General features: G+C 67.7%; 13 protein-coding genes. 7 read left to right on the top strand and 6 right to left on the bottom strand.

The genetic code is table 11. From position 1 onward, the window contains the following. Positions 1–7: 7 nt before the first annotated feature. The 3 genes from P73_RS10625 to P73_RS10615 are packed head-to-tail and all read left to right on the top strand — an operon-like array spanning position 8 to position 2927. Positions 8–1114, top strand: coding sequence for an ABC transporter substrate-binding protein (locus P73_RS10625; protein ID WP_052453172.1), 1107 nt, complete (start codon positions 8–10; stop codon positions 1112–1114). Continuing rightward, positions 1093–2157, top strand: a complete 1065-nt coding sequence (locus P73_RS10620) for a FecCD family ABC transporter permease (RefSeq protein WP_043869540.1) — start codon at positions 1093–1095, stop codon at positions 2155–2157. Before P73_RS10625 ends, P73_RS10620 begins: the two co-directional genes overlap by 22 nt. Beyond that, positions 2154–2927 (top strand): ABC transporter ATP-binding protein, encoded by a 774-nt coding sequence (locus tag P73_RS10615; protein ID WP_043869539.1) that lies wholly within the window; start codon positions 2154–2156, stop codon positions 2925–2927. Before P73_RS10620 ends, P73_RS10615 begins: the two co-directional genes overlap by 4 nt. A gap of 79 nt (positions 2928–3006) precedes the next feature. Here the strand turns inward: P73_RS10615 and P73_RS10610 are convergent, their stop codons facing one another. The 3 genes from P73_RS10610 to P73_RS10600 form a co-directional block, all read right to left on the bottom strand. Then, positions 3007–4371 carry a YncE family protein gene (locus tag P73_RS10610; protein WP_074743206.1) on the bottom strand — a complete coding sequence of 455 codons (1365 nt, stop codon included), beginning with the start codon at positions 4369–4371 and terminating at the stop codon, positions 3007–3009. Between the two features lie 268 nt (positions 4372–4639). Further along, positions 4640–5239: a cysteine dioxygenase family protein gene (locus P73_RS10605; protein ID WP_043869537.1), complete on the bottom strand. Its 600-nt coding sequence runs from the start codon at positions 5237–5239 to the stop codon at positions 4640–4642. A 171-nt stretch (positions 5240–5410) separates the two neighbouring features. Then, on the bottom strand, positions 5411–6382 hold the full coding sequence (locus tag P73_RS10600; RefSeq protein WP_043869536.1) for an NAD-dependent epimerase/dehydratase family protein: 972 nt from the start codon (positions 6380–6382) through the stop codon (positions 5411–5413). 172 nt (positions 6383–6554) lie between these two features. Between P73_RS10600 and P73_RS10595 the strand changes: the two genes are divergently transcribed. The 4 genes from P73_RS10595 to P73_RS10580 all read left to right on the top strand — a co-directional run bounded on the left by P73_RS10595 (position 6555) and on the right by P73_RS10580 (position 10525). Continuing rightward, the gene (locus P73_RS10595) at positions 6555–7355 is read left to right on the top strand and encodes an IclR family transcriptional regulator (protein ID WP_043869535.1); all 801 of its coding nucleotides are present in this window, start codon (positions 6555–6557) and stop codon (positions 7353–7355) included. 285 nt (positions 7356–7640) lie between these two features. Further along, positions 7641–8615: a TRAP transporter substrate-binding protein DctP gene (gene dctP / locus P73_RS10590; protein ID WP_052453171.1), complete on the top strand. Its 975-nt coding sequence runs from the start codon at positions 7641–7643 to the stop codon at positions 8613–8615. Positions 8616–8691: 76 nt separating this feature from the next. Continuing rightward, entirely contained in the window at positions 8692–9222 is a 531-nt protein-coding gene (locus P73_RS24365) for a TRAP transporter small permease (protein WP_082033194.1), read from the top strand. Next, positions 9215–10525 carry a TRAP transporter large permease gene (locus P73_RS10580; protein WP_043869534.1) on the top strand — a complete coding sequence of 437 codons (1311 nt, stop codon included), beginning with the start codon at positions 9215–9217 and terminating at the stop codon, positions 10523–10525. The genes P73_RS24365 and P73_RS10580 overlap by 8 nt, the downstream gene beginning before the upstream one ends. Positions 10526–10559: 34 nt before the next feature. Here the strand turns inward: P73_RS10580 and P73_RS10575 are convergent, their stop codons facing one another. The 3 genes from P73_RS10575 to P73_RS10565 are packed head-to-tail and all read right to left on the bottom strand — an operon-like array spanning position 10560 to position 15576. Then, positions 10560–12914, bottom strand: coding sequence for a xanthine dehydrogenase family protein molybdopterin-binding subunit (locus P73_RS10575; protein ID WP_052453169.1), 2355 nt, complete (start codon positions 12912–12914; stop codon positions 10560–10562). Positions 12915–12945: 31 nt separating this feature from the next. Next, entirely contained in the window at positions 12946–14586 is a 1641-nt protein-coding gene (locus tag P73_RS10570) for a GMC family oxidoreductase (protein WP_043869532.1), read from the bottom strand. Positions 14587–14631: 45 nt separating this feature from the next. Next, a complete protein-coding gene (locus tag P73_RS10565; RefSeq protein ID WP_043869531.1) occupies positions 14632–15576 on the bottom strand; it encodes a cyclase family protein in 945 nt (314 codons plus the stop codon). Between the last annotated feature and the right edge of the window lie 236 nt (positions 15577–15812).

Below are 15812 nucleotides of genomic sequence, written 5' to 3'. Positions count from 1 at the left end.
TTTCGACATGTTCCGCCTCCCCCGCCCGATGCGCTTCGCCCTGATGCTGGCCGCCGCCCTGACGGGCGCGCAGGAGGCCCTGGCCGAGATTGCGGTGACCGACATCACCGGGCGGGAGGTGACGCTCGAGGCGCCGGCGGAACGCATCGTCCTGGGCGACGGGCGGCATCTCGTGGTGCTCGGCATGCTCGAGGACGACCCGGTCCACCGCATCGTCGGCTGGCGCGAGGCGAAGGCGCTCGATCCGGCACGGCTCACGGCCTATACCGACGCCTTCCCGGAGATCGCGCGGATCGCCTCCGTCGGCGCCGGCAACCGGCAGCTTTCGGTCGAGAGCACCATCGCGCTCGCCCCCGATCTCGTCATCCTCTCGCTGATCGACGCGGAAGACCCGCAGATGCAGGTGCCGCTGGCGCAGCTCGAGGCGGCGGGCATTCCCTATGTCTTCGTCGATTTCTTCACCAATCCGATCGCCAACACGACCGACAGCCTGACGATCCTCGGCAGGCTCATCGGCGCGGAGGACCGCGCGGCGGAGTTCAATGCCTATTACACCGAAAAGCGCGAGCTGATCCGCGCGCGCCTCGCGGATGCCGATCCGGCGCGGCCGCGCGTCTTCGTCCAGGTCCACGCCAGCGGCGCGCGCTGCTGTGCGACCGTGGGCGCGGGCGTCTTCGACGACGTGATCCGCGAGGCGGGCGGCGACAATCTCGGCCGCGAGATCGTGCCGGGGCTGATGGGCACGGTGGGGCTCGAGAACCTTGTCGCGCTCGACCCGGATTATTTCCTTGCGACCGGCGGGCAGCACATGCGCGCGCGCGGCGGTCTCGTGCTCGGCGCGGGCGTCGATCCGGCGGAAGCGGCGGCGAGCTTCGGGACGCTGCTCGACTCCCCCGGCATCGCCGACCTGCGCGCCGTCGAGGAGGGTCATGCGCTGGCCGTCTGGCACCTGTTCAACGACTCCCCGATCCATATCGCGCTGATCGAATATCTCGCGCAGACCTTCCATCCCGAGCTTTTCGCCGATCTCGATCCCGAGGCGACGATGGCGGAGATCCAGACCCGTTTCTCGCCCGTCCGGGTCGAGGGCACATGGTGGTACCGCGCGCCGTGACCGACAGTGCCCTGACCCGTTCGGAAACCCGCCGCCAGGCGCGCCGCGTCCTGCTGGTCGCGGTGCTGGGCCTTCTTGCCCTCGGCGGATTGCTGGCCGATATCACCTCCGGCCCCTCCGGCCTGCCGCTCTCCGAGGTGCTCGACGTGCTCACCGGCGGCACGGGCGCCTCCCGCGGGGCGGAGGTGATCGTGTGGAAGGTGCGCCTGCCCGTCGCGCTCATGGCGCTGCTCGTGGGCGCCGCGCTCTCACTTGCCGGGACGGAAATGCAGACCGTGCTCGAGAACCCGCTCGCCGAACCCTTCACGCTCGGCGTGTCCTCCTCCGCCGCGCTTGGCGCGGGGGTCGCGATCATCCTGGGGATCAGCCTGCCGGTGCTGCCGGCGATCTGGGCGATCTCCGCCAATGCGCTGGTCTTCGCGCTCGCCTCTATGCTGGTGCTCCAGCTCGTCTCACAGCTCCGCGGCGGCGGGCCGACCGTGGTGATCCTGTTCGGCATCGCGCTCAATTTCACCGCCGGCGCCCTGCTCGCGCTCCTGCAATTCGTCGCCTCCGCCGACGCGCTGCAACAGCTCGTCTTCTGGACCATGGGCAGCCTCGCCGGCGTGCGCTGGGAGGGGATCGTGCTCATGGCCGTGGTGCTCGCCGCCACCCTGCCCTTCAGCCTGCGTGCCTCCTGGCAGCTCACCGCGCTCAGGATGGGCACGGCCCAGGCGCAGAGCTTCGGCGTCGACGTCACGCGCCTGCGCCGCTGGGCGCTGGTGCGGGTGAGCCTTCTGGCGGCCTCCGCCGTCTCGCTCGTGGGGGTGATCGGCTTCGTCGGGCTCGCGGGTCCGCATATCGCGCGGATCGCCGTGGGGGAGGATCACCGCTTCCTGCTGCCCGCTTCCGTGCTCACCGGGGCCGTGCTCATGTCCTTCGCCTCCATCCTGTCGAAGCTGCTGGTGCCGGGCATCCTGCTGCCGATCGGGATCGTGACCTCGCTCGTCGGCCTGCCGGTGTTCTTCGCGCTGATCCTGCGCCGCAAGGGAACGCTGGCATGACGCTCACGCTCGAGGACATCCGCCTGATGCGCGGGCGCAAGACGGTGCTGGCGGAGCTTTCCACGGCGCCGCTCCGGCATGGCGAATTCGTCGTGCTCGCCGGTCCCAACGGGGCGGGGAAATCGAGCCTCCTGCGCGCCATCGCGCAAACCCTGCCCTATGAGGGGCGGATCGCGCTCGACGGCGAGGATCTGGCGCGGATGAAACGGGTGCTGCGCGCCGGGCGGATCGGCTATATGCCGCAGCAGCTCGAGAACCGCTCGGAGCTGACCGTGCTCGACAGCCTGCGCGTCGCGATGAACGCCGGCGGGACCACGGGCCTGTCGCAGCGCGAGCAGATCGCGCGGGCCGAGGCGCTGCTGATCCGCTTCGGCTGCCACCCGCTCGCCACGCAGTCGCTTGCCGGCCTGTCCGGCGGACAGCGCCAGTCGGTCGGCCTTGCCCAGGCGCTCGCCCGCGATCCCGATGTGGTGCTGCTCGACGAACCCACGGCGGCGCTCGATCTCTCGATGCAATTCCGCATGCTCTCCGAAATGCGCGCACTGGCCCGCGAAGGGCGGCTGGTGATCGCCGTGCTCCACGACCTGACGCAGGCGGCGCAATGGGCGGACCGCCTCGTCGTGCTGTCGGACGGCAGGATCACCGCCGACGGCGCGCCGGGCGCGGTGCTTACCCCGGACCTGCTTGCCCGCGTCTACAACGTCGCCGCGCGCGTGGAGCGCGACAGCCGCGGCGAGACGCTGATCCGCGTGGACGGCCCGGCCGCCTGATCGCCTGCCCTGCCAAAGAAAAAGCAGCCGCGCCGAGGGAGCGCGACTGCCAGTCTGCATGCCTGATATTATGCAGAAATCACTTGAGGTCGACGCGCCAGATCGTGTTGCTGTCCTCGTTGCCCTCGCGCGCCTTGTTCACCACGTAGATCGAACCGTTCCCGGCTTCCTCCACGAAGTTCGGCTGCGGACCGACGCGCAGGTTCGCGACCACTTCGCCGTTGGAATCCGCCACGGCAAGGCTGTCGGAGCCGCGGTTGACGACATAGGCGAGCCCGTCGGCATCGTCATAGACCACGTTCAGCGGCTGCACCCCGATCGGCGTGTCCGCGAGCAGGGTGCCCTCGGTATCGGTAATGACGAGATCGTCGCCGCCCTGGGAGACGAAGAACAGGCGCGAGCCGTCGTCGGAGACGTCCACGCCGATCGTGCCGTCCGTGGCGGTCAGCGGCGACACGGTGACCTCGCCGCTCTCCACGTCGATCACGGCGGTTTCGGGCGTCGTCAGGGACGGGGTATAGAGCAGGCCCTCCTCCTCGTTGAGTGCGAGGCTCGTGGTAAAGAACTCCTGGCCGCGCAGGTCGGAGGGCACCGCGATCGTCTCGACCAGCTCGAGCGTCTCGGTGTCGAACACCTTGATCCCGCCGGTCGCGGCGCTGACATAGGCGCGGCCGCGGCTTTCGTCGACGAGCACGTCGCGGGCATGGTCGGCAGTGCCGGCGTCGAATTGCTTCACCAGCGACAGATCCTCCTGGGAATAGACGGCGATCGTGTCCTGGCGGCTCTGGGTCACCCAGACATTGCCGTGGGTGTCATCGACGGCCACGCCGTAGACCGCGAAAAGGCTCCCCCGCTCGTCCTCGCCCTCGGGCGTCTTCTCCGCCAGGACTTCGAGCGTGTCCGCATCGAGCTTGTAGATCGTCGATTCCTTGACCGGCGGCCGGCCGACGGCGGAGGTCACGAAGAGGGTGCCATTCGCCTCGGAAACGGCAAGCTGGTAGAGGTTGCCGGACAGCGAGGCGCTCTTGGTGATCTCGAACTGCTCCTCGCCGAAGATCTCGAGCTCGGGCGACACCTTCACGCTCACCACTTCGGCGCTGTCGGGGGCATGGGTCTTCACCACGACCGGATGCAGGCCGAGTTCGGCATCGGCGGGGATGTCGAAACTGGCCGTGAAATTGCCTTCGCCATCGACTTCGGCCGCCTCGACCAGCACGCTGTCGCCGCGCTCGAGCGTCACGGTCTGGCCAGCGGAAAAGCCCGTCCCGCTCACTTCGGCCGTCGAGCCGCGGTAGAGCGGCGCGCGGTCGGCCCCGGAGATCGACACGCTGCCCGAGAAGGGCGCGGGACGGTCAAAGACTTCCTGCGCGAAAGCCATCTGGGTGGAGAGGAGAAGGGCTGCGGCGACGCACAAACGGCGCCCCATACGCGTCGAACGGTTCATGAAGACACCTTTTCAAAGTCATTAAGACCAGTCGGCTGATGGCAGCAAGGCCACGGCTGTCGCCGGCTGTTCTGATGTGACAAAAAGTGGAAGTCAATACCTGACAATAAAAATAAGACTTTGGCGGCGGCCGGCAGCCGGCCGTGGAGGCGCCCCGCTGGAGCCTGCCGGTCCGCGGAAGGCCCAACACGGGACGCAAAATGGCCCGCCGACCCGGCAGGGACGGCAGGCTGGCGCCGGGGGAAGGCCGGCATCCCGCGAGGGGCGCTCAGGCGCCCAGCTTGTAGGGGATCTGGACCGGACCCTTGGTCTTGTTGATCTTGCCCGTCTCCGCGTCATAGTAGTTCTGGAGGAAGCCGCCGACGCGCTGGTCGCGGAAGATGACGCCCACCACGGGCTCCTCCCCGGTGTGTTCGACATGGATGTCGTAGGGCCGCACGAAGTCGATATAGCCCGGCTTCACCTCATGCTCCGAGATCTTCTTCAGATCGGCATATTCGTCTTCGCCCGCCGCCTCGGAGGGCGTGTCGGTCCGTTCGAAGCGGATCACCTTCTCCGTGCCGCGCAGGACGCCGTAGAGCGTCCAGGTATGGGCGTGGTCGTGAACCGGGGTGCTTTCATGCGGCTTCTTCAGCAGCGAGTTCAGGACGAACTTGTAATCGGGATCCTCGTAGAAGAGGAGATTCTCGATATAGCCCTTTTCCGGTTCGTTCCGGAAAGGCCAGGATTCCGACGCCTCCTTCAGTTCCTCGTCCTTGAGAAGCTCCTGGAGCAGCGGCCGGATCTCCGCGAAGCGCGCCTCCATATCGTCGACGCGCCCGTAGATCTCGCGCACCTTTCCGATAAAATCCTCAACAGCCGTCAGCATGACACCATTCCTTTTCTGGATTTCGAAATTCGAGCGTTGCGCGCCCCGGCAGGGCCCGGCGTGCAACCTGTCCCAATGAGGTATGGGACACCCTCCGGGCTGACAAGCGCGCGGCCCGGATCGCGCGATCTTTGCAAGAATGTGAAAAATTTTCCGGCGTCCGGGCGGCGATCAGGCGCCCGCCGGGGCGAGCCCGAGCGCCTTCAGCGTCGCGATATAGGCGGCGATCCCCTGCCCCAGGTCGTATTCCGGCGAGAAACCCAGATCCTCGACCGCGCGCCTGTTGTCGAGGATCCCGCAATAGTTCACGTCCCCGCCGAAATAGTTCAGCCCGTCGCCGATCTCGATCTCCGCGCCGGGGATCTGACGTTCGACTTCCGCGGCGAACTCCCTCAGCGTGGTGCCGGTGTTGCGCGAGATGTTGTAGGCGGTGTAGGCCGGCCCCGCATGCGTCGCGGCCCGCAGGCAGGCCTGCGCGACATCCCCGACATAGATCACGTCGTCGCGTTCCTCCCCGCCGTGCGGGATGCGGACCGGAACGCCGGCCATCGCCCCCTCGATGATCTTGCCGTAGATCCCCATCGCGCCGTGGCGCGTCAGCTTGCCGGGGCCGAAGATCGTCGCGAAGCGCAGCGCCACGAATTCGAGCCCGAGCTTCGCGAAGTTCCGACCGATGAGCTCGCCCGCGAGCTTGGTCACGTCATAGACGTTCTCTGCCGCGAGGCACTGGTCCTCGACCACGGGCTCGTAATCCGGATAGGCGTTGCGGCCGGTGATATTGCCGTAGACCGCGCGCGAGCTCGTGTAGACGAAGCGCTTCACCCCGGTTTTCACCGCCGCGTCCATCAGTTGCGCCGTGCCCAGCGTGTTGACCGTCAGCCCGCGCAGCGGATCCTCCTGAAGCCCCGCGATGAGCGCAGCCATATGCACGATGCAGCTCACCTCGTGCTTCGCCAGCAGCGCGCGCATCGCCTCGCCATCCATGATGTCGGCATTGACGATCTGCACCGAGGAGGCGGCCTCTCCCAGCAGCGAAGTATCGGTCTGCCGGTCCACCACCAGGACCGGATGGCCGGCCTCGAGCAGTCTGCGCGTCACCCAGGCGCCGTTCACGCCCAGTCCGCCGGTTACGAGATATGTCATTGCGTGTCCTCCCGATGTCGTTCGGGGACCACTAGGCAGGCCCCGCTCCCGAGGGTCAACGACGCCGCGCGAGTGCCCGATATTTTTACACATATGTAAAATCTCATATCCGTGCTTTGTCCCGGCGCGCAGCCCGCATAGTCTGGAACCTCGCTGGGAGGAGGATCCGGTGATGACGAGGAATTCGGTGAAATCCGCGGAACGGGTATTCCAGATACTCGAGCATTTCGCCCGCACGCGCGAACCGGCGCGACTGAGCGAGGTCGCGGCGAGCCTCGACCATCCGGTCTCGAGCGTCAGCGCCCTGCTCAAGTGTATGGTCGATCAGGGCTACATGAACTTCGACGACCGGACCCGCCGCTACATGCCCGCGGCACGGATCGCGCATCTGGGCTCCTGGCTCAATTTCGACGCCTACGAACAGACGGCGGTGCTCGAGGCGATGTACCGGCTGCGCGAGGCGGCCAACGAATCCGTCGTGCTGGCCACGCCGACCGACATCTACCTCGAATATATCGACACGCTGCACGGCTGGGAGGGCATCAACATCCGGCGCGGGACCCGCAGGCTGCTGGTCCAGTCCGGCACGGGATGGCTGTTTCTCGCGCGGATGGATCTCGCGCAGGCCCTGGCGATCTACCGGCGCACGATCGAGCTGGGCGAGCTGCGCCAGGACGAATTCAGCGAGACCGAATTCCTGAAGAAGCTGATCGAGCATCGCGACATGGACATCTCCTTCGTCCATGCGCGCGAACTCCTGCGCCCGACCGCGCATTGGGGGGCGGCGATGATCTCCATGATCATCCCGACGCCGCCGGGGCACCGGGGCCTCGCGATGGGTGTGCACGGCCTCGCCGAACGGCTGGAGACCAAGCGCGCGCGCGTCTCGGACCTGTTCCACGAGATCGCCGCGGAGCTGGAGGCGGATCTTGCGCAGACGGCGGGGAGCGCGCCGGCCGCCACCGCCCCCTGAGCGCGGGTGCGGCCGCGCCGCCCGCCCGGACAGCCCCCGGCTCGACCCGTCGCTGGGCCTGCCGAAGCTGCCGGAAACGGCGCCGGAACCAGGACGGACAAATTACACATATGTGCAAAAACAAAACTTAGATCGCTTCGAGTTGACTTGGCAGGGGGCACGCGAAACCCTTTAGGGACGAAACGCAAGACCGACGATCATATGCCGAAAGGTGACTCTGCGAGATATCTAAGGTTATGGTCCGGACGGGAGGAAAGGTCCGGAAGGGGCCAAAGGGAGGAAAATATGAAGAAGGTTCTGAACACGGTTGCGGCCGGCGCCCTGGCGTGTGCCTGTCTCGTCGGACAGGCGCAGGCGGAGACGCTCAGGGTTCTCACGAGCTGGGACCAGAGTTTCCCGACGGTGAGCCAGGTGCTCACCGCATTCACCGACCATCTCGAGGAGAATGTCGAAGATCTGGACATGCCGGTCTCCGGGCCGGAAACGATCCCGCCCTTCGAACAGTTCGACCCCGTGTCGCGCGGCCTGTTCGACGTGCTCTTCACCATCGGGTCCTATCACTACAATTCCCTCGGCATCGGCATGGCGCTCGACACGCTGAAGGGAGATCTCGACGACTGGCGGGAGGCGGGGATCCTCGACTACGTGGACCAGGAATACCAGAAGAGGGGCATGAAACTCCTCGCGATCCTGGTCGATCCGGGCGGCTATCAGGTGGTGCTCAAGGAACCGCTCACCGGCGACGCCCTGGCCGGGCGCAAGATCCGCGGCACGCCCAGCTATCACGCCGCGCTGAACAATCTCGGCGCCTCTCCCGTCGTTCTTCCGGGATCGGAGATCTACCCGGCGCTCGAACGCGGCACGGTCGATGGCGCGGCATGGCCGATCATCGGCACCGTCGCCTTCCGCTGGTACGAGGTGGCCGATTACATCATGCGCCCGTCCTTCGGCCAGTCGACCTATCTCGTCCTCGTCAACCTCGACACCTGGAACGGCCTCGACGAGGAGACGCGCCAGCAGATCGAGACGGCGGCGCATGACTTCGAACCGACGGCCTCCGACATCTTCCGCGGCATCGTCGACGGCGAGGTCGAAACGCTCAAGGAGAACGGCATGCAGGAGACCGAACTGACCGAAGATCAGGCGGCCGCCCTGCAACAGGGGTGGTTCGTGGGGCAGATGGATCTCGCCGCGACGGTCAGCCCCGACGAGGTCGCCCGGCTGCGCGAACTCGCCGAGGAGGCGGGCCTCACCTACTGATCCGCACCCGGATCGCCCTGGGGCGCCCGAACCACGGGGCGCCCCGTTCCGACAACCCCACGCACGGGAGGACTGGATGGGAACCTACCTATACCGGACAGGCAGGCACGTACTGAAGCTGCACGACATGCTCTCGAAAGCCGCCTTCGTCCTGGCCTCGGCGGCGCTCGCCGTGATCGTCGCGAGCTTCGCCTACGAGGTCGTGATGCGCTATTTCTTCAACGCCCCGACCCGCTGGGCGAGCGACCTTGTCTCATTCCTGCTGCTGAGCGCGGTCTTCCTGGCCGCGCCCTGGCTCACGCGCGAGGGTGGCCATGTGTCGATCACCCTGCTGCCCGACCTGCTGCCCGAGGCATGGTCGCGCAGGATCGTCGCCGCAGGCTTCCTCGCCGCCGCCGCGGTCTGCCTCTGGGCCGGCTGGATCGTCGCCGGCGAGGTGCGGATCCTCTACGCGCGCGGCACGATGACGCTCAGCGCCGTTCCCGCGCCGAAATGGTGGTTCACCGCGCTGATCCTGTTCGGCTTCGTCAACAGCGCGCTCTATTTCCTGAGACTGGCCTTCGGCACGCAGGGCGAGCGCATACCGAGCGAGGCCCGCAATGCCTGAAGGAATCCCGGCCATTCTCGTGGGCGTCGGCCTGCTGCTGATGCTCATGGCCACCGGCATGCCGGTCTTTGCCGCCTTCCTGCTGATCAACCTGATCGCGGTCGGCCTGTTCATCGGCCCGGCGGGCTACAGCATGTTCACCAACAGCCTGTTCGAGACGACGACGAGCCAGTCGCTCGTGACGATCCCGCTCTTCATCCTCATGGGAGAGATCCTGTTCCGAAGCAATGCGGTCGAGGTCCTGTTCCGCTCCATCGACACGCTCGTCTGGCGCGTCCGGGGGCGGCAATACGTGCTGGCCGTGGTGCTGGCGACGGTGTTCAGCACGCTCTCGGGCGCGGCCATGGGGGTCGCGGCGATGCTCGGGCGCTCGCTGCTTCCGGGGATGATCGACCGCGGCTACGATCCCCGGCTGTCGGCGGGCACCATCCTCGCCGGGGCAAGCCTCGCTCCGCTGATCCCGCCGAGTGTCCTCGTCATCATCATCGGCACGCTCGCAGGCGTGTCCATCGCCGGGCTGCTGGTGGCGGGGATCATTCCGGGGCTGATGTTCGCGGCGCTGTTCCTCGGCTACATCTTCTTCCGGATCTGGCGCAATCCGGAGATGGCCCCGAAGAACAGCGATGCCGTGCAGCAGGTGAGCCCCGGTGCCGCACTGCGCGCCGTGCTCAGCCTCATTCCCTTCACCATCATCATCGCCATGGTGATGGGGCTGATCCTCGCGGGCATCGCCACACCCACGGAATCGGCGGCGATGGGGGTCATCGGTTCGCTCGCCACCGCCGCCATCTACCGCAGCCTCAACCTGCGCATGGTCATGCAATCGCTGGCCGCCGCGATGAAGGTCTCCGCGATGATCCTGATCATCATGGCGAGTTCCAAGCTGTTCAGCCAGCTTCTCGCCTTCTCCGGCGGCGCCTCGGCGCTGACGGAATGGGTGGTCGGGGCGGAGATGCCGACCTGGGTGCTGCTGAGCCTGATGATGCTGCTGCCCTTCGTCCTGTGCATGTTCGTCGACCAGATCGCGCTGATGCTGATCGTGATCCCGATCTACCTGCCGATCGTGGCGGCGAACGGGTTCGATCCGATCTGGTTCTGGCTCCTGTTCCTCGTGAACATCACCGTCGGCGGGCTGACGCCGCCCTTCGGCTACGTGCTCTTCGCGCTCAAGAGCACCTGGCGCGAGGGTCGGCTGAACGATGTCTATGCCGCCGCCTGGCCCTTCGTCATGCTGTTCATCCTGGGCATCGTGATCCTCGCGCTCGTCCCCGGACTGGCCACCTACCTGCCGTCGCTGTTGTGACGGCAGGCCGGCCGCCGGGACGCGGCGGCCGGTGTCAGGCCGATCTGCTCCGCGCCGCCCCGCGCGCGGCGCGGATCGCCTCCCAGACGCGCCCCGGCGTCGCAGGCATGTCGATGTGGTCGATCCCGAGCGGCGCCAGCGCATCCGCGATCGCGTTCATCGCCGCGGGCAAGGCGCCCACCCTGCCGGATTCCCCGACCCCCTTCACCCCCGCGGGGTTGGTGGTGGTCGGGACCGGGTGGCTCAGGACGACCGGCGATACCGAATCCGTGGCGCGCGGCATGGCGTAATCCATGAAGGAGCCGGTCATGTTCTGCCCCTCCTCGCTGAACACCATGTTCTCCATCAGCACCTGGCCCAGCCCCTGCAACACGCCGCCCTGGATCTGGCCCTTGACAATCTGCGGGTTCAGCTCGAATCCGACGTCGTCGCAGACGGTATGGGCTACGATCTCCACCACGCCCGTGTCCGGGTCGATCTCCACCTCGCAGACCTGGCAGCCGTTCGGGAAGTTCGGCGCGTCGAGCCGGAGCACGCCGTCGGCCTGCAACCCTTGTGCGAGCCCGGCCGGACGCATGTCCTCGTCGAAGGACGCCTTCGCCACCTCGAGGAAGGAGACGCCGCGCCCGGCGCCGCCCACGCGGTAGACACCGTCGTCGAAGCCGATCTCCGCCTCCGCCGCCTGGAGCAGATGCGCCGCGATCGGACGGCCCGCGGCGATGCTCTTGTCGATGCCGTCCATGATCGCACCGGCGCCGAAGGCCGCGCTGCGCGACCCGCCGGTTCCGTTGCCCGCCGCGACCTCGCGCGTGTCGGATTCGACCACCCGCACCCGCGCCGGGTCGATCCCCAGCCGGTCCGAGAGGTATTGCGCAAAGAGCGTCTCGTGCCCCTGCCCGTGATTGGTCGTCCCGGCGAGCACGGTGACGCCGCCGTCGGCGGCAAATCTGAGCGAGACATATTCGGTGCCGGGCCGCGTCGCGATCTCGATCGCCATCGCCACGCCGATCCCGCGCAGCCGGCCCCGCGCCGCCGCCTCTGCGCGCCGGGACGGGAAGCCGGCGTAATCGGCCGCCGCGACGGCCTTTTCCAGCACCTTGTCGAACTCGCCGCAATCGTAGACGAATTCCAGCGGCGTGTCGTAGGGAAAGGCGTCGTTGGGGATCAGGTTGCGGCGCCGGATCTCCACCGGATCCATGCCGAGCTCGCGCGCGGCAAGGTCGATCATGCGCTCGATCGCATAGGCCGCCTCCGGCCGTCCCGAGCCGCGATAGGGCGAGGTCGGCGTCGTGTTCGTCCAGACGCCGCTCACCTCCACCGCCATGTGCGGAATCGTGTAGGTGCCCGCGAGCGAGCCGAGGTTGTTGGTCGCCGGCGCCGCGCCGTTGGTCGACATGTAGGCGCCGATATTGTTGATGTTGCGGGTGCGGAAGGCGAGCAGCCGCCCCTCGTCGTCGAAGGCGATCTCCGCATCCGCGATCATGTCGCGCCCGTGGTCGTCGGCGGTCAGCATCTCGCTCCGCGTCGCCGTCCAGGTGACCGGCCGCCCGACCCGCTTCGAGGCCCAGGCGACCAGCGCCACCTCCGGCGGGATCGACCCCTTGAGACCGAAGGATCCGCCGATATCCCCCGGAACCACATCGACCCGCTCGCGCGGGATGCCGAAGACGTGGTCCGCGAGCGCGTTGCGGCATTCGAAGGGCCGGTGCACCCCGGCATGGACGGTGAAATGGTCGCGCGCCGCGTCGTAATCGCCGGTGAAGGAACGCGGCTCCATCGGGTTGGCATGCACCCGGTTGACGGTCAGGCGGCGGCTTAGCCGGTGCGGCGCCGTGGCGAAGGCACGCTCCGTCGCCTCCGCATCCCCGGCCCGGTACAGGAAGACCTCGTTGCCCGGACAGTCGTCGCGCACGAGCGGCGCGCCCTCTGCGATGGCGGCGGCGATATCGGCCACGGCGGGAAGCTCGTCGCACTCGACGAGCACCGCCTCGGCCGCATCCACCGCCCGCGCGGGCGTGTCGGCCACCACCACCGCGACCGGCTCCCCCACATAGCGCACGCGCTCGGAGGCGAGCGGCATGCGGGGCGGGTTGACGAATTCCCTGCCCGCCCGGTCGCACAGCGGGCCGGACAGCAGATGGCCGCGGAACCGCATCCCGCCGATGCCGTCCTCCGCCATTTCCCGCGCGGTGAGCACGGCCAGCACGCCGGGCATCTCCAGCGCGGCGGAGGGGTCAACCGAGAGGATGCGCGCATGACCGTAATCGGAGCGCACGACCGCGGCATGGGCCTGGCCGGGAAGCCGCACGTCGCCGGCATAGCGGCCGCGCCCCGTCAGAAGGCGGTCGTCCTCGCGACGCGCCACAGGATTGCCCGGACTGAACTTCATCTGTCTCTCATCCCTGATTTCCGGCGGACGATCATGCCCCGCCTGTCTCCGCCGCGGCCAGGATCATCGCCGCGGCCTTCTCCCCGATCATCATCGTCGGAATGCTGGTATTGCCCGAGACGATCACCGGCATGACCGAGGCATCCGCCACCCGCAGCCCCGCGATGCCGCGCACCCGCAGCTCGGGGTCCACCACCGCGCTTTCGTCCTGCCCCATCTTGCAGGTGCCCGCGGGATGGTAGCTCGTCGTGCCGGTGGTGCGGATGAAGGCCTCCAGCTCCTCGTCCGACTGCACCGCCGGTCCGGGCGCCATTTCCCGCGCGATCACCCCCGCCAGCGGCTCCGCCGCCGCGATGCGCCGCGCCAGCCGCAGCCCCTCGATCGCGACGCGCCGGTCGGTCTCGGTCTCGAGGAAGCGGTAGTCGATGGCAGGCGGCGCGAAGGGATCGGCCGACATCACATGGATGCTGCCCGCGCTCTCGGGCCGCTGCACCTGCGGCGTCACGAAGAAGGCCTCCACCCGCGACATGCGCCGCTTGCCGCCGACGCCGTTGCGGCCGCCGGTGACCTCGACGAGGAACGGGTTCACGACCATCTGGATGTCCCCCTCCTCGATCCCCTCGTGCGAGCGCGCGCAGACCCGGATGCCGCCGATGCCCTGGCCGATGAAGCCCCCGCCATGGGTCGCATAGCGCAGCAGTTCGCGCAGGAAACGCCAGCCATGGCCGCGGTTGGCAAAGGAAATGCCGGTCCGGTTCAGTTCCCATTTCATCTGCGGACCGTAATGCTCGCGCAGGTTCTCCCCCACGCCCGGCAGCGCCAGCACCGTCTCGATACCGTGCCGGTCGAGGATCGCGGGATTGCCGATGCCCGACAGTTCGAGGAGCTTCGGGGAATTGATCGTGCCCGCGCTCACGATCACCTCGCGGCCGGCGCGGACCTCCTCGATGCGGCCCCGGCGGCGATAGCGCAGCCCGACGCAGCGCCGCCCCTCGAGGATCAGCGACATCGCCTCCGCGCCGCCCAGGATCGTCAGGTTGGGCCGTTTCCGCGCCGGGGCGAGATATTCCGTCGCGGTGCTGTTGCGCCTGCCGCGGTGCACCGAGATCTGGGTCATCGCCACGCCTTCCTGCGTGTCGCCCATATAGTCGTCGTTGTAGGGCAGCCCGACCGCCTCCGCCGCACCGATGAAGAGATCGAAGAACGGCGTCATCCTCTCGTAGCGCGTCACGGTGATCGGCCCGGAGCGGCCGCGATCGCGGTCCGCGCCGATATCGGTGGTCTCGATCTTCCGGAAGAACGGAAGCACCTCCTCATAACTCCATCCGGTGCAGCCCATCTGCGCCCACTGGTCGTAATCCCGCTTTTGTCCGCGGTTGACGAGGGTTCCGTTCATCGCGCTCGAGCCGCCGAGGATCTTGCCATGCGCGACATGGATCGGGCGGTTGCCGTGGCTCGGGTTGGGTTCGGAATAGTCGTTCCAGTTGACCTTCGGGTTTTGCAGCATGAAGGCGCTGCCGAGCGGCGAGCGGCTCCAGATATAGCGTTCCGTCTCGGTTCCGGCCTCGAGGCAGAGGACCGAATGGCGGCCGCTCTCGCTCAGCCGGGCGGCGATCACCCCGCCCGCCGAGCCCGAGCCGACAACGATGTAGTCATAGGTTTTCGCAGACACCTTCGCTCCTCGCCTTCTGTTGCGCAGGGGCCCCGTCGGGGCGCCTCACTTGATCGCCTGGGGATTGATCGGGGAGCCGCTGCCGCCGGGCAGGTTCAGCGGCGGTGCGCAGAAGAAGAATTCATAGACCCCGTCCTGCGCACAGTCGGCGGCAAGCTCGCGCAAATAGAACATCTCCCCCATCGTCAGGCCCATCGCGGGAATGACCACGCCGTGCCACGGATAGGAGAAGCCCTCCCCCTCGGCCGGCCGCGCCTCCACCGCGTAATTGTCGGCGGCGACGGCGGCCACGTCCTTTTCCTTCAGCCAATAGCAGCTTTCGAAATGCAGCCCCGGCGCCATGCCGGTCGTGTGGCCCGCCCAGTCGCCCCGCGACCAGAACCGCTCCTGATAGCCGGTGCGGATCAGCACGAAATCGCCCGCCCGGATCTCCACCCCCTGCGCGGCGGCGCAGGCGTCGAGCTCCGCATTGGTGATCGCATATTCGTCCTCGAGGCTGTCGACGCCCTTGAACCGCGCCACGTCCAGCAGCACGCCGCGCCCAACCATGCGGTTCGCCATCTTCTCGATCCCGTTCACGGGAAAGCCCTTGGAGCCGAACCGGCGCGCGTCATGGCCGTTATACATCCGCCCGTCGTTGAAGACATGGGCGAGCGCATCCCAGTGGGTCGAGCTGTGGGTCGGCAGGTTGATCGCGTCGTCGGCATATTGCAAACGTCCCTCGAACATTCCCGTCGCCACGTCCGCGCCGTCCTGCATGAAGGTGTGGATCGTGTTCCAGCGCTTGTGCGGCACCGACTGGAGCGGCTGGTCGAGCGGCACGCCGAGCCCGAAGACCTTGCCCCTGCGGATCAGCCCCGCCGCCGCCACGATATCCTCCGGGCGGACGTTGTTGAGCGTGCCGACCTCGTCCTCCTCGCCCCACCGGCCCCAGTTCGACAGCTCCCTGAAGGTTTCCTCGATGCTCTGCTTGGTCAGTTTGTCCGACATGGGCGCTCTCTCCTTGGATGGTGCGGACCCTCCCGCCCCCGCGGCGTGCGGAAGGGATCCGCTCCGACGGCGATGGCGCGACGACTCCTCGTTCGCTTCCCCGGAAGGCTAGCCCGGCGCGGCCGAAGGCTCTGTCGTAGCCGGATAGGACCGGCCGCCGGTCCGCCGCGGCCTCCTGGCAATTGCGGTCATGGTTTCTGGCAATCCGGGACATGCGCGAGGGCCGCCATTGCGGC

It is taken from the genome of Celeribacter indicus (assembly GCF_000819565.1).
GTDB classification, from domain to species: Bacteria; Pseudomonadota; Alphaproteobacteria; order Rhodobacterales; family Rhodobacteraceae; genus Celeribacter; species Celeribacter indicus.
The sequence above is the reverse complement of the archived record's forward strand: the minus strand, read 5'-3'. Positions and strand labels throughout refer to the sequence as shown.